The organism is Actinokineospora pegani, assembly GCF_009745975.1.
Taxonomy (GTDB): domain Bacteria; phylum Actinomycetota; class Actinomycetes; order Mycobacteriales; family Pseudonocardiaceae; genus Actinokineospora; species Actinokineospora pegani.
The window spans coordinates 16365-39447 of sequence record NZ_WHOL01000097.1 but is presented as its reverse complement, the minus strand read 5'-3'; the positions used below and the strand labels follow the sequence as shown (position 1 = coordinate 39447).

Here is a 23083-nt window from a genome sequence, read left to right as displayed (position 1 = left end):
CCCACCACGGGCGCTCAACCCGGACCGTGCCGCCCTCACCGGTGGCGGACGGTCGCCACCGCTCGGGCGATGCTGTCGCCCAGGGCCGCCGGGTCGTGCCGGTCGGCGGCGTCGCGGGCGGCGATGGCGTCCAGCCTGATCTCCGCGCCCAGCGCCTTGGCCGCCTGCCGAAGGCGGTCCGGGGTCGGCACCGAGTCGGCGTCGGCGATCACCGCGTCGACCCGCAGGTCGGGGGCGTGGGCGACCAGGACGTCGAGGTGGTTCTCCGGCGAGAAGCCCTCGGTTTCCCCCGGTTGGGGGACCAGGTTGAGCACGACGACCCTGGTCGCGGTGGTGCGCACCAGCGCGTCGTGCAGGTCCGGGACGAGCAGGTGCGGCAGCACGCTGGTGAACCACGAGCCCGGTCCGAGCAGCACCACGTCGGCGCCGAGCACCGCCTCGACGGCCTGCGCGCACGCCTTGGGCGTCTCACCGCGGCGGCGCGCCGAGAGCAGCCGGATGCGCTGGACGCGGCCGGGTGTGGTGGCCACGGCGACCTGGCCGCGGATGTGCCGCACCGTCGACGGGTCCTCCTCGAGGCCGGTGACATCGGCCTCGATGTCCACCGGTTCGGGTGACATCGGCAGCACCCGCCCGGACACCCCGAGCAACCGGGCTGCCTCGGCGAGCACGGCGACCGGGTCGTGCATGGTCTCCAGCAGCCCGGCCAGCACCAGGTTGCCCACGGCGTGCCCGGCCAGCGCGCCGGTGCCGCCGAAGCGGTGGTCGAACGTGGCCGCCCACGCCGAGTCCGGGCCAGCCAGGGCCAGCAGCGCCTTGCGCAGGTCGCCGGGGGGCAGCAGGCCCAGCTCGCGGCGCAGCCTGCCCGAGGAGCCGCCGTCGTCGGCGACGGTGACCACGGCGGTGACGTCGTCGGTGAACCCGCGCAGGGCGCTCAGCGTGGCGTGCAGGCCGTGCCCACCGCCCAGCGCGACCGCGCGCAGGGGGCGTGCGCTCACTCGCGGCCCAGGTCGCGGTGCACGACCTTGACGGCCATGCCGTCCTCGTCGGACAGCCGCCGCGCCAGCTCCTCGGAGATGGCCACGCTGCGGTGCTTGCCGCCGGTGCAGCCGACCGCCAGCGTCAGGTACCGCTTGCCCTCGCGCCGGTACCCGGCGCCGATCAGGCGCAGCAGCTCGTGGTAGCGGTCGAGGAACTCGTCCGCGCCCTCCTGGCTGAGCACGTAGTTGCGCACGTCGGTGTCGCGGCCGGTCTGGTCCTTGAGCTCGGGTATCCAGAACGGGTTCGGCAGGAAGCGCACGTCCATGACCAGGTCGGAGTCCATCGGCAGGCCGTACTTGTAGCCGAAGGACAGCACGGTGACCCGGGTGGCGGTGGTCGCCTCGGTGCCGAACGCGTCCTCGATCTTGGCCCGGAGCTGGTGCACCGACAGCGTCGAGGTGTCCAGGATGAGGTCGGCCTCGCCGCGCAGCGGCTGCAGGAGCTGCCGCTCGGCGGTGATGCCGTCTATCAACCTGCCCTCGCCCTGCAGCGGGTGGCCGCGGCGGACCGACTCGAAGCGGCGCACCAGCACGTCGTCGGTGGCCTCGAGGAACAGCACGCGCGGCTTGTACCCGCGGGCGTCGAGGTCCTTGATGATGGCCGAGAGGTCCTCGGTGAACGCGCGCGAGCGCACGTCCATGACCACGGCCACCTTGGTGATCACGCCCCTGGCCTGGGACCCGAGCTCCACCATGGTGGAGATCAGCTCCGGCGGGAGGTTGTCCACCACGAACCAGCCCAGGTCCTCCAGGCACTTGGCCGCGGTGCTGCGGCCCGCCCCGGACAGCCCGGTGACCACCGCGACCTCGATGCCGGGCCCGGCCGCCTGCTGGGACTGGTCCAAACTGCCGTCGCGCCCACTCGCCTCGCTCACTGCCGCCTCTCCTGCGCGCCGTCCGGCGCGGTCTGGTCCCGCGTGCCGCCCGCGAGCGCGGTGTGCACCGCGCGGGCTGTCCCCGGTCCGATCCCGGGGACGCTCTCGATCTCCTCGACGCTCGCCGCGCGCAACCGCTTGAGCGAGCCGAAGTGCTTGATGAGGACCGCCTTGCGGGTCTGCCCCAGCCCGGGCACGTCGTCGAGCGCGGACGCGGTGAGGCGCTTGGAGCGCTTCTGCCGATGGTAGGCGATGGCGAAGCGGTGGGCCTCGTCGCGCACCCGTTGCAGCAGGAACAGCGCCTCGCTGGTGCGCGGGAGGATGGCCGGGTCCGGGTCGCCGGGCAGCCACACCTCCTCCAGCCGCTTGGCCAGGCCGACCACCGCGACGTCGGTCACGCCGAGCTGGGACAGCACCTCGGCGGCGGCGTCGGCCTGCGGGCCCGCGCCGTCGACGACGTAGAGGTTGGGCGGGTAGGCGAAGCGCTTGGGCTTGCCGGTCTCGGGGTCGATGCCCGGCCGGGCCCCGGGGGTCTCGGCGGGCTCCCCGGCGTACTTGGCGAACCGGCGGCGGGTGACCTCGGCGATGGCGGCCACGTCGCCCTCGGTGGCGGCCTCGCGGATGGCGAAGCGGCGGTACTCGGACTTGCGCGCCAGGCCGTCCTCGAAGACCACCAGCGAGGCCACGACGTCGCTGCCCTGGGTGTGGGAGATGTCGACGCACTCCACCCGCAGCGGCGCGGTGTCGAGGCCGAGGTGGTCCTGCAACTCCTGCAGCGCGGCGGACCGGGCGGTCAGGTCGCCGGCGCGGCGCAGCTTGTGCTGGGTGAACGACTCCTTGGCGTTGCGCTCGACGGTCTCCATCAGCGCCCGCTTGTCGCCGCGCTGGGGCACCCGCAGCGCGACCCGCGACCCGCGCAGGCCGGTGAGCCAGTCGGCGATGGTGTCGGCGTCGTCGGGTAGTTCCGGCACCAGCACCTCGCGCGGGACAGCGGCGCCGTCGGTCTCGATCGCGGCCTGGTCGCCGTAGAACTGGCTGAGGAACTGGTCGACCAGCGCGGTGACCGGGTTGACGTCCTTGCCCTCCTCGAGCCGGTCGACCACCCACCCGCGCTGCCCGCGCACCCGCCCGCCGCGCACGTGGAACACCTGCACGGCGGCCTCCAGGTCGTCGAAGGCGAAGGCCACCACGTCGGCGTCGGTCCCGTCGCCGAGCACCACCGCCTGCTTCTCCATCGCGCGCCGCAGCGCCCCGATGTCGTCGCGCAGCCGCGCCGCCCGCTCGAACTCCCAGGCCTCGGACGCCTCCGCCATCTGCTTCTCCAGCCGCCGCACCATGTGGTCGGTCTTGCCGGAGAGGAAATCGCAGAACTCGTCCACGATCTCGCGGTGCTCCTCGGCGTCGACCCGGTCGACGCAGGGGGCGGAGCACTTGTCGATGTAGCCGAGCAGGCACGGCCGCCCGATCTGGCCGTGCCGCTTGAAGACCCCCGCCGAGCACGTGCGCGCGGGGAAGACCCGCAGCAGCAGGTCGAGCGTCTCCCGGATCGCCCACGCGTGCGCGTACGGCCCGAAGTAGCGCACGCCCTTCTTGCGCGGCCCCCGGTAGACGTGCAGCCGCGGGTACTCCTCGTTCAAGGTCACGGCGAGCACGGGGTAGGTCTTGTCGTCGCGGTAGCGGACGTTGAACCGCGGGTCGAACTCCTTGATCCAGTTGTACTCGAGCTGCAGCGCCTCGACCTCGGTGCCGACCACGGTCCACTCCACCGACCCGGCGGTGGTCACCATCTGCCGGGTGCGCGGGTGCAGCGCGGAGACGTCGGCGAAGTACGAGTTGAGCCTGCTGCGCAAGCTCTTCGCCTTGCCGACGTAGATCACCCGGGTGGTGGGGTCCCGGAACTTGTAGACACCCGGGGCGTCGGGGATGGTGCCCGTGGCGGGGCGGTAGGTGGACGGGTCTGGCACGCCGTCAACAGTACGGGCGGGGTACGACAACCCGGTGGTCGGCCGCGCGGACCAGCTCGCGCAGTGCGGCGCCGCGCGCCTGTTCCGGCAGGTCCCGCCGGAACGGGACGAGGTCGGGTGTGTTCGTCCAGATGACCGCGAGTTCGCGCAGCAGGTGCAGCCCGGTGGTCGGGTCGAGGTCGCCCGCGAGGACCCGGCGGGCCAGGTCGGCGCCCGCCACCAGCGGGGCCCGCACGTGGTTGTCCAAGCCGAGTCCCACGACCAGGGTGTGGACGAGCGGGCCGCTCTCGGCGCGGGTCAGGTCGTCGGGCGCGGCGGCGAGTCCCGCGGCCGCGGTGACGCCCTCGGCGAGCAGGGTTCGAGCGAGGCGGGCGGCGGCGCGGTGGTCGACGGTGCCGGTGTAGTGCTGCGCCTCGAGGACGCTGACCGCGTACGGGGTGTTGGCGCGGGTGCCCGGGTCGCGTGGACCGGGGCGCAGCAGGGCGGCCAGCTCCAGGACGCGGGCGCGGATGGCCGCCCGGTCGGCGTCGGTCTGCGGCCCGCCCTCCCAGTTCTCCCACTCCTCCAGCGGGCCGAGGAAGTTGACGAGCACCCCCGGGTGGCCCGCGCCGCGCGACACCGACCACATCTGGGCCGCGCCGTCCTCGGGGGCCAGCGTCCCGGCGAGCATGGCGCGGGCGATGTCCTCGGCGACGGTGCGGGCGGCCTCGTCGGCGTCGGGCCGCTCGACGCCCATCCCGTCGAGCACGCGATCGATGAGCGGTCCGGCGGTGCGCAGGCCGGTGTCGAACGGCTCCACCGCCAAGTCGAGCACGCCGTCGGACTCGACGTCGGCCACGAGCAGGTCACAGGCCAGCCGGACCGCGTCCGCCGGGCGGACCTGGTCCAGCTCGACCTGGGCGCGCAGGAGGCGGAGCCGGTCGCGCAGGCCGTCGGGCAGGGGTTCCACCCGCCCAGTGAACCGCGCGACCGGCTCGGCTGTCGTGGGGTTTTCGCGTCTCCGTCAGCTCACGGCCTGGAGCGTGCCCTGGGGGGTGGGGACGCAGGCGGCGCTGTTGGCGCCGGAGTTGACGAACTGGGTGACGCAGGAGCCGAGTTGGGCGTGGGCGGCGGCGTTGGGGTGGAAGGACTGCTGGACCATGTGGATGCCGATGGCGTCCAGGCCGCCGGAGGCGAGGGTCTCCAGGTCGACCAGCAGGCGGTTCTGCCACTCGGCGGAACGGGTGCTCGCGCAGGCCTCGCGGCCCTCGGTGGCGCGGCTGAAGTCCAGGAAAGACACACCCGCGCGGGTGGCGGCGCCGCGCAGGGACTCGGCGAGCTGGGGGACGGCCTCGGTGCGGCCCCAGCCCGCGTCGACCAGGCGCAGGGGGCAGCCGTCGGGGCCGTGGGTGATCTTGTCCATCTTCTCGGTGACCGGGGAGGCGTACGAGGTCAGGATGAACCGGTAGTCGGCGTCGGCGTAGCCCGCGGTGCGCATGGCGGTCCTGACGTCGGCGATGGCGGCCTCGACGCGGGGGGCCATGGCGTTGAGGCGCTGGGGCCACTCGCCGCGCAGGGTGGCGGAGCAGGAGCGGCCGAAGGGGTTGAGCCACTTGAGGGCGCAGTCGACGATCGTGTCGGCGAAGGCGGGCTCGTCGTTGGCGCCGACCTGCAGGACCACGGCGGTGACGCGGTTCTCGGTGGCGACCCGGGTGAGCCTGCGGGCCTGCGAGCCCTCGGTGTAGTGGGTCGTGTCGGCCAGTGAGACGTTGGCCGCGTCGGCGCCGGAGCAGGCGAGGTTGACGGTCTTGTCGGCCAGCGCGGTCTTGTGGATGAGGGCGTTGGCCGAGCGGTGGCACCAGTTGCCGTTCTCGCCGTTGGTGCCCGGCTCGTAGTCGCCCGCGCCCTCGCCGGAGATGGCGCTGTCCCCGAGGGACACCACGGCGGTGGGGCGGTCGTCGGCGACGGCGGTCGCGGTGGTGGCGGCGGTGGAGACGAGCGCGCCGGTCAGCGCGGCCGCTGTGGCGAGGCCGATCACTCGGGCGGACAGCATGGGTCCTCCTGGTCGAGGTGCGGGGTGATAATCACTCAACCAGGGATTATCACGTGGCTCCATAACCCGAATGGATCTCCCGCCAGGACCGTCCGGCGCACGACCGGGCCGCGGCCGCGCGCCGGGACGGCTCAGCCCAACAGGACGTTCCCGCCCTCGACGGTGACCGCGACGGTCTTGAGGCCGGTGCGGGCCGGGCCCTGGGTGACCGCGCCGTCGGAGCTGGTGAAGGTGCTGCCGTGGCGCCGGCAGGTGATGACGCCGTTCTCCGGCGGCTCGACGGTGGCGCCCTGGTGCGGGCAGGTCGGGTCGAAGGCGGTGACCTCCGAGCCGGTGCGGACCAGCAGGACCTGGCCGCCCGCGGGGTTGTCGACGAGCTTGCCGCCGCCGTCGGGGATGTCGGCCACCGCGGCGAGCGAGCCGCCGGGGGCGCTGGACCCGTTGGACCCGCTGGTGGGGGTGTTCGGGTTGTCCACCGTGGAGCCGGAGTCGGTCTCGGCGCCGCACGCCGCGATGAGCGCCCCGGGGGCGACCAGGGCGATCATCAGCCCGCACAGCGCCTGGCGGCGGGTCCGGGGCTGGGCGGTCGGCGCGGGTGTCGCTGTGGTGGGTTCGGCAGTCACGCGGTGGGCCTCCTTCGGTGGAGACGGCGGCTCGCGCCACGTCCGGTCTACACCCGGGGCTACGCGAACGCCCACCCACCGGTTCACCCGAGCAGGCGGTTCACAGCTTCCCCACAGGCAGGCCGGTCTCCTGGTCGGCATCGGGGACATCCCCGATGCCGGGGCCCGTCCGCCGGGACGATCGTGGTGGGCATGCGGAAGCTGCCGATGTTCCTGGCAGGCGTTCTGGGCGCGTACCTGGTGCTGCGCGCGATCGCCGAGCCGTTCGTGATCGACGTGTTCGACCCCGCGACCTACCGCGACGACTGGGGTGGTCCCGGCCTGGCCGGGGTGCTGGCGGTCCACTGCGGACCGGGCGTGCTCGCCGCGATCGGGTTCTGGTGGGCCCGGCGCAGGTCGCGGCGGCGGTCAGAGTCCCAGGTGGAGGCGTAGCGCGGCGTCGAGGGCGGCCAGGGCCGGGGCGGGGACGCGGCCGAGGCGGCGGCGCACGCGGGCGGCGGCGATGGCGCGGACCTGCTCGGCCTGGGCCTTGGAGTCGACGGCCAGCCCGCACTGGGCGGCGGGGAGCAGGACCTGGAAGGGGAAGACGCGGGCGGTGTTGGAGGTGATCGGCACGACGGTCACCACCCCGCGCCCGGTGCGGGCGGCGACCTGGTTGGCGGCGTCGTTGGACACGATCACCGCGGGGCGGACCTTGTCCGCCTCCGAGCCGCGCACGGGCTCGAGGTCGACCAGGTGGATGTCACCTCGGCGCATCGGCCAATCCGTCAGCGGACACGGGCTCCCACCCGGGCCCGTCGCCCGCCTCCCACTCGTCGAACGCGGCGGCGTAGGCCTCGCGCAGGGTGGACTCCCGCAGCAGGCCGATGGCCTGGTGGATGACCGCCGAGCGCGACGCCGTGTCGGCGCGCGCCGAGTACTCGTCGAGGAAGCGCACGTCCTCCTCGGGCAGGCTCACACTCAGTTTCACACCGCCGATGCTACCGGCGGTGGCACCGGCGGGGCCACCGCCGCTCAGGAGGTGGTGACGGCGGCCTTGTGCAGCGCGCGCAGTTCCCGGATGGCGGCCACGGAGCGGTCGCCATCGATGGCCTGCACGGCCATGACCGGCACGTACTCGTCGTCCGGCAGCTCCAGCCGGGCCCACGAGGCGCCGTCCGGGAAGCTGATCGACACCACTTCCGCCCAGGCGAACCGGGTGCTGCCGAGCATGTTGCGCACGCTGACGCCCTCGGCGTCGGCGGTGACCTTGGGCCGGGTGAACCACAGCGCGCCGCAGGCCATCAGCACGCCGATGCCCACCATCGCGATCTGGTCGGAGATCTGGAAGTAGACCCCCGTGGGGGTGTCGCGCAGCAGGACCGCGACCACGGTGAACACGGCGATGAACACGACCGCGAACACCCCGGACACCCAGCGGATCTTCCTCGGCCGGGAGGTCAGCGACGCCGGAGCCGTCCGGGCGGTCACCGCGCACCCCGCAGCCCGCGCAGGACCAGGGCGGTCTCGAGCGCGGCGACGCAGGCCTCGTAGCCCTTGTCCTCGCTCGCCCCGGGACCGCCCGCGCGCTCGACGGCCTGCTCGTCGGTGTTCACCGTCAGCACCCCGTTGCCGACCGGCACGGACTCGTCCAGCGACACCCTGGTCAGCCCGGCGGTCACCGCGTCGCACACGTACTCGAAGTGCGGGGTGCCGCCGCGCACGACGACGCCCAGCGCCACGACCGCGTCATGGGTCCTGGCGAGCTGCTGGGCGACCACCGGCAGCTCCACCGCGCCCGGGACCCGCACGACCGTGGCGTCGGGGATGCCCGCGTCGGCGGCGGCGGAGACCGCGCGCCCCAGCAGCAGCTCGGTGATCTCCGCGTGCCACGTGGTGGCGACGATGCCCAGCCGCAGCCCCGTCGCGTCCGGGGCCTCCGCCACCGGCCTTCCCGTCCCGCTCACGTGGTGTCCTCTCGCCCGGGGACGACGGCGATGCCGCCCTCGTACTTCTCCAGATCGGTCAGCTCGTGGCCCATCCGGTCGCGCTTGGTGCGCAGGTACCGCAGGTTCTCCGGGTTCGGCCACACCGACAGCGGCACCCGGTCGGTGACGGTCAGGCCGTAGCCCTCCAGGCCGACCCGCTTGGCGGGATTGTTGGTCAGCAGGCGCATCGACCGGATGCCCAGGTCGACCAGGATCTGCGCGCCGGTGCCGTAGTCGCGGGCGTCGGCCGGGACACCCAGCGACAGGTTCGCGTCGACGGTGTCCTGGCCCTCGTCCTGGAGCTGGTAGGCCTGCAGCTTGTGCATGAGGCCGATGCCGCGGCCCTCGTGCCCGCGCATGTAGAGCACGACGCCGCGGCCCTCGGCGGCCACGGCCGCCAGCGCGGCGTCGAGCTGCGGGCCGCAGTCGCAGCGCAGCGAGCCGAGCACGTCGCCGGTCAGGCACTCGGAGTGCACCCGGACCAGCACGTCCTTGCCGTCGTCGAGGTCGCCGTAGACCAGCGCGACGTGCTCGATGCCGTCGAGCAGGCTGTCGTAGCCGACGGCCCGGAAGGTGCCGTGCGCGGTGGGGATGCGCGCCTCGGCGACCCGGGCGACCTGCTTCTCGGTGCGCCGCCGGTAGGCGATGAGGTCGGCGATGGTGATGACCGCGAGGTCGTGCTCGGCGGCGAAGACCTCGAGCTCGTCGCGCAGGGCCATGTCGCCCTCGGACTTCTGCGACACGATCTCGCACAGCACGCCCGCGGGCGCGAGCCCGGCCATCTTGGCCAGGTCGACGGCGGCCTCGGTGTGCCCCGGGCGGCGCAGCACGCCGCCGTCGCGGGCGCGCAGCGGCACGACGTGGCCGGGCCGGTTGAAGTCGCCCGCGACCGACCCGGGGTCGGCCAGCTTGCGGATGGTCAGCGCCCGGTCGTGCGCGGAGATGCCGGTGGTGATGCCCTCCTTGGCGTCGACCGTGACCGTGTAGGCGGTGCCGCGCGCGTCCTGGTTGGTGTGGAACATCGGCGGCAGGTCCAGCCGGGCGCAGTCGGTGTCGGTCAGCGCGACGCAGACGTAGCCGGAGGTGTAGCGGACCATGAAGGCCAGCAGCTCCGGGGTGGTCTTCTCGGCCGCGAAGATCAGGTCGCCCTCGTTCTCGCGGTCCTCGTCGTCGACGACCACGACCGCCTTGCCCGCGGCGATGTCGACCAGCGCGCGGTCGATGTCCGGAAAGTCACTCACCGTGGGTCTCCTTGCGGGTGTGCGCCGTGGTCAGCCGCTCCACGTACTTGGCGATGACGTCGACCTCGAGGTTGACCTTGTCCCCCACCGCCCGGTCGCCCAGGGTGGTGGCGCGCAGGGTCTCCGGGATGAGGCTCACCGAGAACCAGTCGTCGCCCACGCCGACGACGGTCAGCGAGACGCCGTCGACGGTGATGGAGCCCTTCTCGACCACGTACCTGGCCAGCTCGCGCGGCAGGCCGACGGTCACCAGCTCCCAGTGCTCGGACGGCTCCCGGGAGATGATCAGCCCGGTCCCGTCGACGTGGCCCTGCACGATGTGCCCGCCGAAGCGCTGGCCGACGGCCGCGGCGCGCTCCAGGTTGACCTGGTCGCCCTCGGCGACCCCGTCCAGGCTCGAGCGCTTGAGCGTCTCGTGCATGACGTCGGCGGTGAAGGCGCCGTCCGCGAGCTCGACCACGGTCAGGCAGACGCCGTTGACCGCGATGGAGTCCCCCCGCTTGGCGTCGCTGGTGACCAGCGGCCCGGCGATGGTGACGCGGGCGGCGTCGGCGAGGTCGCGCACGGCCACCACGGCCCCGCGCTCCTCGACGATCCCGGTGAACACTCCCAGTTCCTCCTACCTGTCAGTCCCCGACCGGGACAGCGCAGACCCGCACGTCCGGTCCGCTCATGGTGACGCCTTCGACCCGGAACCGGTGGGCCCCGGTGATGGTCGACACTCCCGCCGCGCCCAGCGCCGGGGTCCCCGCGCCGAGCAGCACCGGGGCGACGTAGGCGAGCACGCGGTCGACCAGCCCGGCCGCGACGAACGCGCCCGCCAGCGCGGGGCCGCCCTCGAGCAGGACGTCGACGACGCCGCGAGCGGCCAGCGCGGCGAGCACCTCGGCGGGCTCGCGGGTGCGCACGTGCAGGGTCTCGGCCGCGTCGTCGAGCACGCGCGCGCCCGCCGGGATGTCGCCGAGTCCCACGACGACTCGCAACGGTTGGCGGGGCGCGGGTGTTCCATCGTCCTGCCGGGCGGTGAGGGCGGGGTCGTCGGCGAGGACGGTCCCGCGGCCCGCGACGATGGCGTCGACCTGGCGGCGCAGCCGGTGCACCTCGGCGCGGGAGGTCTCCGAGCTGATCCACCGGCTGGTGCCGTCGGCGGCGGCGGAGCGCCCGTCCAGGCTCGCGGCGTACTTCCAGGTGACGTGCGGGCGGCCGGTCGCGGTGGCGCGCAGCCAGGCGCGCAGCGGGCCCGCGGCGACCTCGTCGGCGAGCAGCCCGCCCTCGACCAGCACCCCGGCGTCGGCCAGCACGCGGGCGCCCCCCGCGGCCTGCGGGTTCGGGTCGGCGACGGCGTAGACCACGCGCGCGATCCCGGCTGCCAGCAGCGCGTCGGTGCACGGCGGTGTGCGGCCGTGGTGCGCGCAGGGCTCCAGCGTGACCACAGCGGTGCCGCCCCTGGCCCGCGACCCGGCCTCGGCCAGCGCGCCCACCTCGGCGTGCGACCCACCGGGCGGCTGGGTGGCCCCGGAGCCGACGACGCGCCCGGCCACGTCGAGCACGACCGCGCCGACGGGCGGGTTGGGACTGGTGGCGCCCCTGGCGTCCTCGGCGCGCGCGATGGCGGCGCGCATCGCCGCGGCCAGGCTCTCCTCCACGGCGGACAGTCTGTCAGGGCTCGGCTGTCGCGGTGCACGCGCCCGGCGCGACGCGCTGGTTTCGTCCCGCGTGCTGGGCGACGCAGGCGCGACCCCGGGTTCGCGGGCTGGGCCGCTAAGCCGTGAACCGTTCGTGGGCGGAGGCGGCCTGGGCGCGCAGGCCCTCGATGGCCCGGGCCGGGTCGTCGGCCCCGTAGACGGCCGAACCGGCGACGAAGCAGTCCACGCCCGCCTCGGCGGCCTGCTCGACGGTGTCGGCGTTGATGCCGCCGTCGATCTCGACCACCAGGTTGAGGTGGCCGGTGTCGACCAGGTCGCGGACCGTCCTGGCCTTGTCCAGCACGTCGGCGATGAACGACTGGCCGCCGAACCCGGGCTCGACCGACATCACCAGCAGCGTGTCGTACTCCTCGAGCAGCTCGATGTAGGGCTCGATCGGCGTCCCCGGCTTGATCGACAGCCCCGCCTTCGCCCCCGCGGCGCGCAGGTCGCGCGCCAGGCGCACCGGGTCCTTGGCCGCCTCGACGTGCACGGTGACGTTGTGCGCGCCCGCCTCGGCGTACCCGACCGCCCACCGGTCCGGGTCCTCGATCATCAGGTGGCAGTCCATCGGGATGTCGGTCGCCTTGAGCAGCGACTCCACCACCGGCAGCCCCAGCGTCAGGTTCGGCACGAAGTGCGCGTCCATCACGTCCACGTGCACCCAGTCGGCGCCGCGGATGGCGTCGAGGGCCTCGGCGAGGCGGGCGAAGTCCGCGGACAGGATGCTGGGCGCGATCATGGGCTTGGTTGGCACAGGCACAGACCTTAGCCGGTCCCCGACGACCGGCGGCCTAGCCGCCCCCGAGGTGTTTGAGCGCCTCGCGCCGGGACAGCGGGGACAGCCGCGGGTGCCCGTCCACGAAGGCGCGCACCCAGTCCGGGTCTACCCGGGCGTGCTGGCGCAGGGCCCAGCCGATCGCCTTGCGCAGGAAGAAGTCCTGGTCGTCCTGTGTGGACTCGATGGCGTGGGTGAGCAGGTCGGTGTCGAGGTCGGCCTTGGCGGCGAGCTGGCAGATCAGCGACGTGCGCCGCCGCCAGCGGTCGGGGTCGGTGGCCCAGGCGCGCACGACCGGGGTGATCTCGTCGGGGAAGGCGCGCAGCAGCGGTCCGACGCGGTGCGCGGCGACCTCGTCCACGTGGTCCCACCAGGCGCCGGTGACGATGAACTCCTCGTAGAGGGGCAGCACGTCGGCGGTCTGCCACCCGGCGTAGCGGCGGGCGCCGGTCAGGTCGGTCGCCGCGTAGCGCTCCTCCCGGTGGACCGCGCCGCGCCACAGGCCGCGCGCCTCGGCCAGCCACTCGTCCTTGGTGGCGCACGGGTGCGCGGCGATGGCGTCGCGCACCAGCCTGGCGCGCTCGGGCTTGGCCACGCCGAGGAAGGGCATCTCCGACTTCATGTACCGGCGCATGCCCTCGGCCTTGGCCGGGTCGGCGGCGGCGGCCAGCGCCGCCCGGACCGCGACGGCGTAGCTCACGCGGGCAGGACCCCCTCGTTGCGCCCGGTCGGCGGGCGGGTGCGGGCCAGTTCCAGGCCGACGTCGACCAGCTCGGTCCGGTCCAGCGCGGCGACCTCGGCCAGCGGCACCCAGGCGGCCATGTCGGTGGAGCCGCCCTCCTCGAACCGCAGCTCGCCGCCGGTGACCGTGGTCGCGTACACCACGCGCAGCCCGTGCCAGTCGGTGTCGGACAGCGTGCCCGGCAGCGCCCGCCGGATGGAGTCGATGCCCAGCAGGGCGTCGACCTGGACGCTGTACCCGGTCTCCTCCATCACCTCGCGGACCACGGCGTCGAGCGGGTCCTCGCCGTGGTCGATGCCGCCGCCGGGCAGCGTCCAGCGCCTGCCGCTCGGTCCGACCCACCTGGCCAGGAGGACCTCCTCGTTCTCCACGCACACGGCGTAGGCGGCCAGCCTGGTCGACTTCCGCGCGCTCACGCCGAGATCCGCTTGCGCGCCGTCGCCCGCAGCTCCTCGTGCACCCCGTCGACATCGATGCCGGGCAGCAGCTCGGGCTCGAGCGTGACCGCGCGGAAGGCCATGCCGACGGTCACCCCGTGCCCGGGGCGCTCCAGGACGGTGACCCGGTCGCCCGCGCGGACGTGCCCCGGCTCCTCCACGCTCAGGTAGGTGCCGGGCACCGCGTGCTGGGTGAAGGTCTTCACCCACCCCTCGCGGTCGAGCCACGCCGCGAACGTCCGGCACGGCATCCTCGGCGTGGTCACCCGCAGCACCAGCTCCTCACCGACCCGCCACAGCTCGCCCACCTTGGTCCCGGTGATGTCGATGCCGACGGTGGTGAGGTTCTCCCCGAACACCCCGTCCGCCAGCACGACCCCCAGCTCGGTCTGCCACCGGTCGAGGTCTTCCCTGGCATAGGCGTACACGGCCTGCACCGGCCCCCCGTGCACCCGGCCGTCGATGATCTCGTCACCCGCCAGTCCGCTGCCGCCCGCCCCGGGCGCGGTGACCAGCACAGCCCCGTCGACCGGCCGCTTGTCGATCCCCGAGCGGCCCGACTTGGACTCGACCTCGATCGCCTTCCCGACGTTGACCGCGCGCACGATGCTCATGGGCTGAAACTACCCGCGCCCGCGCGGGCGGTCACCGCGTTGCGCCGCACACACGACAGTCCCCGGGTCACGGCAGGGACACCGCGACCCGGGGACTGTGGAATCAGCAGGTCAGGCCCGCAGCGCCGCCCCGTGCCGCTGGGCGGCGGCCGCCACCGCCGCGTCGCGGGCGGCGGTGGCCTCCTCGACCTTGAGGGTGCGGTCGGGGGCGCGGAAGCGCAGGGAGTAGGCCAGGGAGCGCTTGCCCTCCCCCACCTGCGAGCCGGTGAACACGTCGAACAGGCTCAGGTCCTCCAGCAGCTCGCCGCCACCGGCACGCAGGGTGCGGGAGATCTCCGCCTCGGGGACCGACTCGTCGACCACGAGCGCCACGTCCAGCAGGACCGGCGGGTACGGGGACACGACCGGGACCGGGCGGCGGTCGACCAGCGGGAACAGGTCCAGGTCGAGCTCCATGGCGCAGGTGCGCTTGGGCAGGCCCAGGGCCTCGAGGACCTTCGGGTGCAGCTCGCCCGCGTGGCCGACCGGGAAGTCGCCGACGCGCAACTGGGCGCAGCGGCCGGGGTGCCAGGGGGCCAGCTCGGCCTGGGTGGCGGTCAGCTCGACCCCCGCGGCCGTGGCGACCAGGCGGGCGGCGTGCACGGCGTCGGCCCAGCCGGACTGCTCGGCCTTGCCCCACCAGCCCGCGCGCTCGCGCGGTCCGGTGAGCACGACGGCGACGCGCACGGGCTGGTTGGGCAGGGCGGCGGCCAGCGACGCCAGCTCAGCCTCGGTCGGGCGGCGGTCGACGCCCAGCTCCGGCATCGGGGCCTGCTGGGCGCGCGGCAGCACGACCTGTCCGATGTGGAACAGCGACACCTCGCGCGCGCCCCGGGACAGGTTGCGCGACACGGTGTCCAGCAGGCCGGGCAGCAGCGTCGTGGCCAGCTCGTCGCGGTCGGACTCGAGCGGGTTGACCAGCTTGACCGTGCGGCGGCGCGCGTCGTCGGCGGCGAGGCCGAACGCGTCCCAGGTCGCCGGGGCGACGAACGGGAACGGCTGCACCTCGACGAAGCCGTGCTCGGCGAGCGAGCGCGACACCGCGCGGCGGCGGCGCTGGGCGGCGGTCAGGCCGCGGCCCGCGGGCGCGGCGGGCAGCACCGACGGGATGGTGTCGTAGCCCTGCAGGCGCAGCACCTCCTCCACCAGGTCGGCGGGCTGGTTGAGGTCGGCGCGCCAGCTCGGCGGGTACGCGGTGACGATCGGCGTGCCGTCGTCGGCGGCGCCCACCTCGACCTGGCAGCCGATCTGCTGCAGGCGGAAGGCGGTGACGCCGCGGTCGTAGCGCACGCCCGCGACCCGGTCGGGCAGGTCCATCGCGATGACCACCGGCGCGGGCAGCGCGGGGTGGCCGACGTCGGTGCGGCCGGGGTGGATCGTGCCGTCGCCGTAGTCGCGCAGCAGCCGGGCGGCGCGCTCCAGCGCGGCGGGCGGCAGCGCCGGGTCGACGACCCGCTCGAACCGCTTGGCCGCCTCGGACGGCAGCTTGTGGCGGCGGACCGCGCGGGCGATCGACGGCGGGTCCCAGATCGCGGCCTCGAGCAGGATGTCGCTGCTCTCCGGGACGACCTCGGTGCTCGCGCCGCCCATGACCCCGGCCAGCGACACCGGCCCGGTCTCGTCGGCGATGACGATGTCGTCGGAGTCCAGCGCCCGGGTGACGCCGTCGAGCGTGGTCAGCTTCTCCCCCGCCTCGGCCCGGCGCACGGCCAGCCCGCCGCGCAGCTTGGCGGCGTCGAAGGCGTGCATGGGCTGGCCGAGTTCGAGCATCACGTAGTTGGTGACGTCGACGGCCAGCGAGATCGAGCGGATGCCCGCCAGCAGCAGCCTGCGGCGGATCCACCACGGGGTGGGCGCGGTCGGGTCGACCCCGGTCACCCGGCGGGTGACGAACCGCGGGCAGGCGGTCTCGTCGGCCACGGCCACCTCGACCGAGGCCCCCTCGGCGGCGGGCACCTCGATGGCCGCCGGGTCGATCAGCCGGACCTGGAGCGCGCACGCCAGCTCGCGGGCCAGGCCGCGCAGCGAGAAGCAGTAGCCCCGGTCGGGGGTCAGCGCCAGCTCGATGATGGCGTCGTCGAGGCCGAGCAGGTCGATCCCGTCGTCGCCGGGGGCGATCTGCTCGTTCTCGCCGCTGGGCAGCACCATGATGCCGCTGTGGTCGTCGCCGAGGCCGAGCTCGGCGGCGGAGCAGATCATGCCCTTGGAGACCCTGCCGTAGGTCTTGCGCTCGGCGATGGCGAAGTCGCCGGGCAGCACGGCGCCGGGCAGCGCCACCACGACGAGGTCGCCCTCGACGAAGTTGCGCGCGCCGCAGACGACCTCGGTCGTGTCCGGCTCGCCGTCCTCGGTCTCGCCGATCTCGACGACGCAGAACCGGATGGGCTTCTTGAACTCGGTGAGCTCCTCGATCGACACCACGCGGCCGACCACCAGCGGACCGGTGACCGGGCCGAGGGTGCTGACCTGCTCGACCTCGAGGCCGACGCGGACGAACGCCTCGGCGATCCGCTCGGCGTCGAGGTCGCGGTGCTCCTCGGTGAGCTCGAGCTGCTGGGTGAGCCAGCTTACGGGGACTCGCACTACGCCTCCGTGCCGAAGGGAAGGGTGAACCGGACGTCGCCCTCGACCATGTCGCGCATGTCGGGGATGCCGTTGCGGAACTGCAGGGTGCGCTCGATGCCCATGCCGAAGGCGAATCCGGAGTAGACGTCGGTGTCGACGCCGCAGGCGCGCAGGACGTTGGGGTTGACCATGCCGCAGCCGCCCCACTCGACCCAGCCGGGGCCGCCCTTCTTCTCCGGGAACCACACGTCCAGCTCGGCCGAGGGCTCGGTGAAGGGGAAGTAGGACGGGCGCAGGCGGACGGTGGCCTTGTCGCCGAACATGGCCTTGGCGAACGCCTCCAGGGTGCCCTTGAGGTGCGCCATGGTCAGGCCCTTGTCCACGGCCAGGCCCTCGACCTGGGAGAAGACCGGGGTGTGGGTGGCGTCGAGCTCGTCGGTGCGGAAGGTGCGCCCCGGGCACACGACGTAGACCGGCAGGTCGCGGCTGAGCAGGGCGCGCGCCTGGACCGGGGAGGTGTGCGTGCGCAGCACCAGCCCGGAGTCCTCGGGCGCGACGTAGAACGTGTCCTGCATCGTGCGCGCCGGGTGGTCCTTGCCGAAGTTGAGCGCGTCGAAGTTGAACCACTCCGCCTCGACCTCGGGGCCCTCGGCGATCTCGTAGCCCATGCCGACGAACACGTCGCCGATGCGCTCGGACAGCGTCGTGAGCGGGTGGCGGGCGCCACGCGGGGCGCGGTCCCAGGGCAGGGTCACGTCGACCCGCTCCTCGCGCAGCACCCGCTCGTCGCGCTCGTCCTGCAGCGCGGTGAGCCGCTCGTCGAAGGCGGCCTTGATCTCGACCTGCGCCTCGTTCACCCGCTTGCCCGCCTCGGAGCGCGCCTTGGGCGGCAGCGCGCCGATCTCGCGGCGGGCCACCAGCAGCGGCGACTTGTCACCGAGGTGGCCCGGTTTCGCGGCGGCGAGCGCGTCGAGGTCGCCCGCGGCGGCGAAGGCCGCGCGGGCGTCGCCGACGGCGGCGCGGAGGGTCTGCGGCGACAGCGCCGCGACCTCCTTCGGGTCGTACGGGTCGTTGGCTCCGGACATGGTTGGTGGACAGCTCCCCGGGGTCCTCAAACGGCCTGGCAGCCCGCCCGGGACCCGGGTGGGCTTGAACGATCCTATGTGATCGCCCCACGGGCCCTGAACCGAGTTAAGGCACCCTTGCCCCCACCGGGCGGCGGGACCCCAGGTCGACAACGGGAAAACCCCCGCCCGAGCAGTGGATCGGCCGCGTCGCCACGCCCCTGGGCGCCACTGCCGTCCTGTGGCCCTCGGCACATGCTCGAACGGCGCTGTCCCGAGGGCGGCTCCCCGGGCGGGACTTCCCCGGGGCGGCGCGGCACCGCTCAGCCGAAGGGGATCTCGAAGTGGACGGTCTGGAAGTGCTCGGGGTCGCCGTCGCGGCCGTCGTGGATCTCTTTGGCCAGCGAGCGCCAGAAGGCTTCGGCGCTGGGCACGCGCGTGTCGGTGTGCAGGCAGAGGACCTCGTAGCCGGGGGTGTTGGCGACGAACTCGGTGGCGAGGGCGACCAGGCCGCGGGCGAGGCCGTGGCGGCGGTGCTCCGGGCGGACGTAGACGCGGAAGAGCTGGGCGGTGCCGTTCTCCGGGTAGCGGTCGGCGAGCCACTGGGGGTGCGGGGGGCTGGTGGGGGCCTTGGCGCGGATGGCGGTGGTGGCGACGACCTCGTCGCCGAGGGCCGCGACGAACAGGGCGTGGCGCGGGGTGCGCAGGTACGCGCCGTCGAGGTCGATGACGTCAGTGTGCCAGGCGGGGGTGTAGCCGTAGCCCAGGTCGCGGTAGAGCGTGTCGAGGATGACCGACCGGGCGCCGTCGAGGTCCTCGGGGCGGGCGGCGCGCAGGTCATAGGCCGGGTTGTGCATGTGCTTGTCCTTCATCTGGTTGAGCGTGGTCGCGGTCGTGGAGGCCGCCGTCCCTGGCGTCCAGGGTGCGGTCGGCGAGGTGGGCGACCGCGTCCGGGTCGTGGGTGACCAGGACGAGGGCGGCGGGGCGGGCGCCGAGCAGGTCGAGGACCAGGCGCTTGCTGGCGGCGTCGAGCCCGGCGGTGACCTCGTCGCAGACCAGCACGGCGGGGTCGGCGAGCAGGGCGCGGACGAGGGCGGCGCGCTTGAGCTCGCCACCGGACAGCGACCCCGGCCTGCGGTCCGCCGTGGACTCCGCGACGCCGAGGGCCCCCAGAAGCGACACCGCCTCGGCGCGCGCCCGCGGTGTGGACAGCCCGCGCAGGCGCACCGCGGTGCGGGCCACCTGGTCGAGGACGGGCCTGCGGTCGTCGAAGGACTGCCGGGCGTCCTGGAAGACGTAGTGCACCCGCCCGTGCGCGGTGATCTCCCCGGCGACGGGGCGGTGCAGACCGGCGAGGGCGCGGGCGAGGGTGGTCTTGCCCTGGCCGGAGCGGCCGGTGATGGCCACGCACTCGTCGTGGCGCAGGTCGAGGGTGACGCCGTCGAGGACCGGGGCGCGCCGGTGGGCCACGGAGAGCCCGTCGACGCGCAGCACCGGCTCGCCGGTCGGCGCCGCGCGCGGGGCGGGCCGCGGTTGCGGGGCGGGCAGGGTGGAGCCGACGACGCGGCCGCCGTCGAGGACGAGCACGGCGTCGGCGAGGTCGCGGACCAGGTCGAGGTCGTGCGAGAGCAGCAGCACGGCGGAGCCGCGGCCGGCCAGCTCGCGCAGCCGGTCGGCGATCTCGCCCCGGTGGTGCGGGTCCTGGCCGGTGGTCGGCTCGTCGGCGACGACCAGGGCCGGGTCGGTGAGCAGGGCGTGGGCCAGCACGAGGCGCTGCTGCTGGCCGCCGGAGAGCTGGTGCGGCAGCCTGCGCCGGAACGCGCGGTCGGCGGGCAGGCCGACCGCGGCCATGGCCGCGGCGGGGTCGGTGCCGTGGACCCGGGCGATCTCGTCGAGCACGGGCCCGATCCGGCGCACGGGGTTGAGCGCGGTCGAGGGGTGCTGGGGGACGAACGCCACCCGCCCGCCCACCCGGACCTCCCCGTCGACCTCGCCGGGCGCCTCGCCCAGCAGCGCCAGCGCCGTGGTGGTCTTCCCGCTGCCGGACTCGCCGACCAGGGCCAGCACGCGGCCGGGCGAGACCTCGAACGACACGTCGTCGACCAGGCGCCGCCCGGCCACCGTCACCGTGAGGCCCGCCACGCGGGTGGTCCCGGCCGCGGGCACGTCCAGGACCGGGCGCGGCTGGACCACCCGGCCGTCGAGCACGAGGTTGATCCCGACCGACAACGCCACCAGCAGCAGCGCCGGGACGACCACGCCCCACGGCGAGATCGACAGCCCCACCTGGTTGCGGTCGACCATGACCGCCCAGTCCGAGGCGTCCGGGGCCAGGCCCACGCCGAGGAAGGCCGCCGACGCGACCAGGTAGACCGACGACGTCAGCCGCACCCCGACGTCGGCGGCGAGCGTCGCCAGCGCCGTGCGGCCCACGTAGCCCGCCGTGCGCCACCACCCCTCGCCCTGCTGGCGCATCGCCTCCACCACGTGCCCGGTGGCGGCGGGCAACGCCGCGGCCCGCACCACCCGCACCACCTCCGGCGCCATCACCACGGCCACCACCACGACCAGCACTCCGACGCCACCCCCGCCGAGCCCGGCGACGACCAGCAGCACCAACAGCGACGGCACCGCCAGCAGCAGGTCCAACGGCCGCATCACGACCTCGTCCACCCACCGCCGACGCGCCAGCGCCGCACCCAGCCCCCACGGCACCCCGACCCCGTAGGCGACGACAGTCGCCCCCAGGGCGATCAGCACCACCGACTGCCCGCCCAGCACCACCTGGGCGAGCACGTCCCGCCCGACGAAGTCCTCCCCCAGCACCCCGACCTCGCCGAACGCCACACCCCGCGGCCCGTCGTCGACGAACAGCGGCCCGAGCAGCGCCAGCAGGACCGGCACCCCCAGCAGCACCCACCGCAAGCCCCTCACACCGCCACCCCCGCCCGAGGCGCCAGCCGGAACGCGACCACGTCCGCGGCGAGGTTCACCGCGACCGTCGTCGCCCCGAACACCAGCGTCAACCCCTGCACCACCGGCAGGTCCCGGGCCGCGACCGAGTCGACCAGCGCCGTGCCCAGACCCGGCAGCACGAACACCGCCTCCACCACCACGACCCCGCCCAGCAGCCAGTCCACCGTCCGGGCCAACTGCGTCGCCGCGGGCGCGACCGCGTTCGGCAACGCGTGCCCCCACCGCACCCGCCGCGGCGACAACCCGAGCCGCACCGCGTGGCGCACGTACTCCGAGTCCTGCGCGCGCACCATCTCCGCGCGCACCAGGCGAGCCACCGAGCACACCGGCCGGGCCAGCAGCACGACCACCGGCAGCACCAGCACCAGCGGGTCCAGCAGCGGGTCGGCCCCCACGGCCGTCGGCGGCAGCCACATCAGCCCGAGCCCGAAGACCAGCACCAGCGGCACCGCCAGGGCGAACTCCGGCACCGCGTGCAGCCCGACGAACACCGTCGTGAGCACCCGGTCCAGCCGCGACCCCGGCCGCCGGGCCGCCAGCACGCCGACGCCGAGGGACAGCGGGACCAGCAGGGTCAGCGTCACGCCAGCCAGCAGGACGGTGACGCCGAGCCCCGCGCCGATCACGTCGGTGACCGGCCGCCCGGAGATCGCCGACGCGCCCAGGTCGCCGGTCAGCAGCGACCCGAGCCAGTCGGCGAAGCGCTCGCCCAGCGGTCGGTCCAGGCCCATCTCGACCCGGAGGCGCTCGATCCGCCCCGGGTCGGGGTCGTCGCCCGCGATGGTGACCGCGGCGTCGCCGGGCAGGGCCTCCACGAGCAGGAACACCAGCACGGCCAGGGCCAGCACCTGCCCGATCCCGAGCAGGCACCGCCGGGCGAGGTAGCCCCTCACCCCAGCCAGACCCGGTCGAAGCGGGCCCAGTCCAGGGTGTTGGCCGGGGCGGGCCGCACGCCGCCGACCCGCTGGGCGGTCCCGACGATCCAGTCGGCCTGGCCCCAGAACAGGTAGCCGCCCTCGGCGTGCAGGGCGCGCTGCAGGTCGCCGTAGCGGCGGGTGCGCTCGGCGGGGTCCGCGGTGGACACCGTCTGGTTGTAGGCGGCGTCGAACTCGGGGCGCTTCCACTTGGTGGTGTTGGTGGTGGAGCCGGTGAGCAGCCGCCCGGAGATGTGCGACTCGATGGGCATGGCGCCGGACCGGAAGCTCGACAGGGAGCCGTTGTCCAGGGTGTCGGCCCAGTAGGTGTCCTTGTCCCCGGTGGCCACCTTGATGTCGAGGCCGACCTCGCGCGCCTGCTCGGCGAACACGGTGGCGGCCTCGACGAAGCCGGTCGCGGCCGTGCTGGTGCGCAGCGCGACCGACAGGCCCTCGGCCCCGGCCTTGCGGATGAGGAAGCGCGCGCGGTCCAGGTCGCGGGTGCGCTGCGGAATGTCCTCGGCGTAGTACTGGAAACCCTTGCCGTACAGGTCGTTGCCGATCTGGCCCGCGCCCGCGAGCGCGGCGTCGACGAGCTGCTGCCGGTCGGTCAGCAGGAACATGGCCTCGCGCAGGTCGCGGTTGTCGAACGGGGCGCGGTCGACCTTCATCGCGAACGCCTGCATGCCCGAGTTGGGCGCGCGCACGACCGACATGCGGCCCTCGTGGCCGCGGGCGCTCACCGGGGACAGGTCGTGCGCGTACTCGATCTGCCCGCCGAGCAGGGCGGACACGCGGGCGGACTCCTCGCCCGCGAGGACGAACTCCAGCTCGTCGAGGTGGGGCGCGCCCTCCCAGTAGTCGCCGTTGCGGGCGAGCAGGGTCGAGCGGCCCGGGGTGAAGGAGGCGAACGTGAACGGCCCGGAACCGACCGGCCTCGAGAAGTCCGTTGTGGACTCCGGGATGATGTAGGCGGAGAACGCGGCCAGCGCGTTGGGGAACTCCGCGAACGGCCGGGTGAGCGCGAACTCGACCGTGCGGTCGTCCACGGCGCGGCTGTTGGGCAGGTCGATCAGCGCCAGGCTGGCCTTGGCGCGGAAAGAGCCCTTGGGGTCGAGGATGCGGGCGTAGCTGGCCAGCACGTCGGCCGGGCGCACCGGCTTGCCGTCGTGGAAGACCGCCTGGCGCAGGGTGACCCGCCAGGTGCGCAGGTCGGGCGAGGCCTCCCAGCGCTCGGCCAGGCGCGGCACCGGGGCGGCGTCGTCGCCGAGGTCGGCGAGCTTGTCGTAGAGCGCCTTGGACCGGGCCGCCTCGACGAACAGGTTGGCCAGGTGCGGGTCCAGGGTCTCCTTGGCGCCGCCGCCCGCGAACGCGGCGCGCAGCCTGCCGCCGGGGCGCGGGTCGCCCGCGGTGGCCGTCGAGCCTTCCCGTGCGCCGCACCCGGCGAGGGCGGCCAGGGACAGGCCCGCGGTGAGACCGAGCATGCCGCGTCTGGTGAACGTGCTGGGGAGGGACATGTGGGGAATC

24 protein-coding genes are annotated in these 23083 nt (G+C 74.4%); 1 reads left to right on the top strand and 23 read right to left on the bottom strand.

Annotation, left to right across the window (positions count from 1 at the left end; all coding sequences use genetic code 11):
• Positions 1–35: 35 nt before the first annotated feature.
• The 6 genes from GCL84_RS17040 to GCL84_RS17015 all read right to left on the bottom strand — a co-directional run bounded on the left by GCL84_RS17040 (position 36) and on the right by GCL84_RS17015 (position 6534).
• Positions 36–983 (bottom strand): gluconeogenesis factor YvcK family protein, encoded by a 948-nt coding sequence (locus GCL84_RS17040; RefSeq protein WP_156756528.1) that lies wholly within the window; start codon positions 981–983, stop codon positions 36–38.
• Between the two features lie 11 nt (positions 984–994).
• Entirely contained in the window at positions 995–1915 is a 921-nt protein-coding gene (gene rapZ, locus GCL84_RS17035) for an RNase adapter RapZ (RefSeq protein WP_407924403.1), read from the bottom strand.
• Entirely contained in the window at positions 1912–3879 is a 1968-nt protein-coding gene (gene uvrC / locus GCL84_RS17030) for an excinuclease ABC subunit UvrC (RefSeq protein WP_156756462.1), read from the bottom strand. The genes rapZ and uvrC overlap by 4 nt, the downstream gene beginning before the upstream one ends.
• A 4-nt stretch (positions 3880–3883) precedes the next feature.
• A complete protein-coding gene (locus GCL84_RS17025) occupies positions 3884–4828 on the bottom strand; it encodes a hypothetical protein (protein WP_156756461.1) in 945 nt (314 codons plus the stop codon).
• Positions 4829–4882: 54 nt separating this feature from the next.
• A complete protein-coding gene (locus GCL84_RS17020; protein ID WP_156756460.1) occupies positions 4883–5911 on the bottom strand; it encodes a GDSL-type esterase/lipase family protein in 1029 nt (342 codons plus the stop codon).
• Between the two features lie 131 nt (positions 5912–6042).
• Positions 6043–6534: a Rieske (2Fe-2S) protein gene (locus GCL84_RS17015; protein WP_235926342.1), complete on the bottom strand. Its 492-nt coding sequence runs from the start codon at positions 6532–6534 to the stop codon at positions 6043–6045.
• A gap of 192 nt (positions 6535–6726) precedes the next feature.
• On the opposite strand from GCL84_RS17015, the gene GCL84_RS17010 reads away from it, so the two are divergent.
• Positions 6727–6966 carry a hypothetical protein gene (locus GCL84_RS17010; RefSeq protein ID WP_197523312.1) on the top strand — a complete coding sequence of 80 codons (240 nt, stop codon included), beginning with the start codon at positions 6727–6729 and terminating at the stop codon, positions 6964–6966.
• On the opposite strand, the gene GCL84_RS17005 is transcribed toward GCL84_RS17010, so the two are convergent.
• The 17 genes from GCL84_RS17005 to GCL84_RS16925 form a co-directional block, all read right to left on the bottom strand.
• The gene (locus GCL84_RS17005) at positions 6943–7290 is read right to left on the bottom strand and encodes a type II toxin-antitoxin system PemK/MazF family toxin (RefSeq protein ID WP_156756459.1); all 348 of its coding nucleotides are present in this window, start codon (positions 7288–7290) and stop codon (positions 6943–6945) included. The genes GCL84_RS17010 and GCL84_RS17005 overlap by 24 nt on opposite strands.
• Positions 7277–7504 (bottom strand): ribbon-helix-helix domain-containing protein, encoded by a 228-nt coding sequence (locus GCL84_RS17000; protein WP_156756458.1) that lies wholly within the window; start codon positions 7502–7504, stop codon positions 7277–7279. The genes GCL84_RS17005 and GCL84_RS17000 overlap by 14 nt, the downstream gene beginning before the upstream one ends.
• A gap of 44 nt (positions 7505–7548) precedes the next feature.
• A complete protein-coding gene (locus GCL84_RS16995; protein WP_156756457.1) occupies positions 7549–8004 on the bottom strand; it encodes a PH domain-containing protein in 456 nt (151 codons plus the stop codon).
• On the bottom strand, positions 8001–8480 hold the full coding sequence (ribH, locus tag GCL84_RS16990; RefSeq protein WP_156756456.1) for a 6,7-dimethyl-8-ribityllumazine synthase: 480 nt from the start codon (positions 8478–8480) through the stop codon (positions 8001–8003). Before ribH ends, GCL84_RS16995 begins: the two co-directional genes overlap by 4 nt.
• Complete coding sequence (locus GCL84_RS16985; protein ID WP_156756455.1) at positions 8477–9742, bottom strand: bifunctional 3,4-dihydroxy-2-butanone-4-phosphate synthase/GTP cyclohydrolase II; 1266 nt, start codon at positions 9740–9742, stop codon at positions 8477–8479. The genes ribH and GCL84_RS16985 overlap by 4 nt, the downstream gene beginning before the upstream one ends.
• Entirely contained in the window at positions 9735–10349 is a 615-nt protein-coding gene (locus tag GCL84_RS16980; RefSeq protein WP_156756454.1) for a riboflavin synthase, read from the bottom strand. The genes GCL84_RS16985 and GCL84_RS16980 overlap by 8 nt, the downstream gene beginning before the upstream one ends.
• 19 nt (positions 10350–10368) lie before the next feature.
• Positions 10369–11364 carry a bifunctional diaminohydroxyphosphoribosylaminopyrimidine deaminase/5-amino-6-(5-phosphoribosylamino)uracil reductase RibD gene (ribD, locus tag GCL84_RS16975; protein ID WP_156756524.1) on the bottom strand — a complete coding sequence of 332 codons (996 nt, stop codon included), beginning with the start codon at positions 11362–11364 and terminating at the stop codon, positions 10369–10371.
• A 139-nt stretch (positions 11365–11503) separates the two neighbouring features.
• Positions 11504–12169, bottom strand: coding sequence for a ribulose-phosphate 3-epimerase (gene rpe / locus GCL84_RS16970; RefSeq protein WP_156756523.1), 666 nt, complete (start codon positions 12167–12169; stop codon positions 11504–11506).
• A 52-nt stretch (positions 12170–12221) separates the two neighbouring features.
• Positions 12222–12905 carry a DNA alkylation repair protein gene (locus GCL84_RS16965; protein WP_156756453.1) on the bottom strand — a complete coding sequence of 228 codons (684 nt, stop codon included), beginning with the start codon at positions 12903–12905 and terminating at the stop codon, positions 12222–12224.
• Positions 12902–13363 carry an NUDIX hydrolase gene (locus GCL84_RS16960; RefSeq protein ID WP_235926340.1) on the bottom strand — a complete coding sequence of 154 codons (462 nt, stop codon included), beginning with the start codon at positions 13361–13363 and terminating at the stop codon, positions 12902–12904. The genes GCL84_RS16965 and GCL84_RS16960 overlap by 4 nt, the downstream gene beginning before the upstream one ends.
• Positions 13360–13998 carry an MOSC domain-containing protein gene (locus GCL84_RS16955; RefSeq protein ID WP_156756452.1) on the bottom strand — a complete coding sequence of 213 codons (639 nt, stop codon included), beginning with the start codon at positions 13996–13998 and terminating at the stop codon, positions 13360–13362. The genes GCL84_RS16960 and GCL84_RS16955 overlap by 4 nt, the downstream gene beginning before the upstream one ends.
• Positions 13999–14109: 111 nt before the next feature.
• Positions 14110–16620, bottom strand: a complete 2511-nt coding sequence (pheT, locus tag GCL84_RS16950) for a phenylalanine--tRNA ligase subunit beta (protein WP_156756451.1) — start codon at positions 16618–16620, stop codon at positions 14110–14112.
• Positions 16620–17687 carry a phenylalanine--tRNA ligase subunit alpha gene (gene pheS, locus GCL84_RS16945; RefSeq protein ID WP_156756450.1) on the bottom strand — a complete coding sequence of 356 codons (1068 nt, stop codon included), beginning with the start codon at positions 17685–17687 and terminating at the stop codon, positions 16620–16622. Before pheS ends, pheT begins: the two co-directional genes overlap by 1 nt.
• Positions 17688–17989: 302 nt before the next feature.
• A complete protein-coding gene (locus GCL84_RS16940; protein ID WP_156756449.1) occupies positions 17990–18538 on the bottom strand; it encodes a GNAT family N-acetyltransferase in 549 nt (182 codons plus the stop codon).
• Positions 18504–20600 carry an ATP-binding cassette domain-containing protein gene (locus GCL84_RS16935; protein ID WP_156756448.1) on the bottom strand — a complete coding sequence of 699 codons (2097 nt, stop codon included), beginning with the start codon at positions 20598–20600 and terminating at the stop codon, positions 18504–18506. Before GCL84_RS16935 ends, GCL84_RS16940 begins: the two co-directional genes overlap by 35 nt.
• The gene (locus GCL84_RS16930) at positions 20597–21535 is read right to left on the bottom strand and encodes an ABC transporter permease (RefSeq protein WP_235926339.1); all 939 of its coding nucleotides are present in this window, start codon (positions 21533–21535) and stop codon (positions 20597–20599) included. Before GCL84_RS16930 ends, GCL84_RS16935 begins: the two co-directional genes overlap by 4 nt.
• On the bottom strand, positions 21532–23073 hold the full coding sequence (locus GCL84_RS16925) for an ABC transporter substrate-binding protein (RefSeq protein ID WP_156756447.1): 1542 nt from the start codon (positions 23071–23073) through the stop codon (positions 21532–21534). The genes GCL84_RS16930 and GCL84_RS16925 overlap by 4 nt, the downstream gene beginning before the upstream one ends.
• Positions 23074–23083: the final 10 nt, after the last annotated feature.

Coding starts and splice junctions, on each gene's coding strand:
- pheS (WP_156756450.1), bottom strand. CDS start 17,687: ATGTCCGGAGCCAACGACCCGTACGACCCGAAGGAGGTCGCGGCGCTG.
- GCL84_RS17010 (WP_197523312.1), top strand. CDS start 6,727: ATGCGGAAGCTGCCGATGTTCCTGGCAGGCGTTCTGGGCGCGTACCTG.
- rpe (WP_156756523.1), bottom strand. CDS start 12,169: ATGATCGCGCCCAGCATCCTGTCCGCGGACTTCGCCCGCCTCGCCGAG.
- GCL84_RS17005 (WP_156756459.1), bottom strand. CDS start 7,290: ATGCGCCGAGGTGACATCCACCTGGTCGACCTCGAGCCCGTGCGCGGC.
- GCL84_RS16955 (WP_156756452.1), bottom strand. CDS start 13,998: ATGAGCATCGTGCGCGCGGTCAACGTCGGGAAGGCGATCGAGGTCGAG.
- ribD (WP_156756524.1), bottom strand. CDS start 11,364: ATGCGCGCCGCCATCGCGCGCGCCGAGGACGCCAGGGGCGCCACCAGT.
- GCL84_RS16940 (WP_156756449.1), bottom strand. CDS start 18,538: ATGAAGGACAAGCACATGCACAACCCGGCCTATGACCTGCGCGCCGCC.
- GCL84_RS16925 (WP_156756447.1), bottom strand. CDS start 23,073: ATGTCCCTCCCCAGCACGTTCACCAGACGCGGCATGCTCGGTCTCACC.
- GCL84_RS17020 (WP_156756460.1), bottom strand. CDS start 5,911: ATGCTGTCCGCCCGAGTGATCGGCCTCGCCACAGCGGCCGCGCTGACC.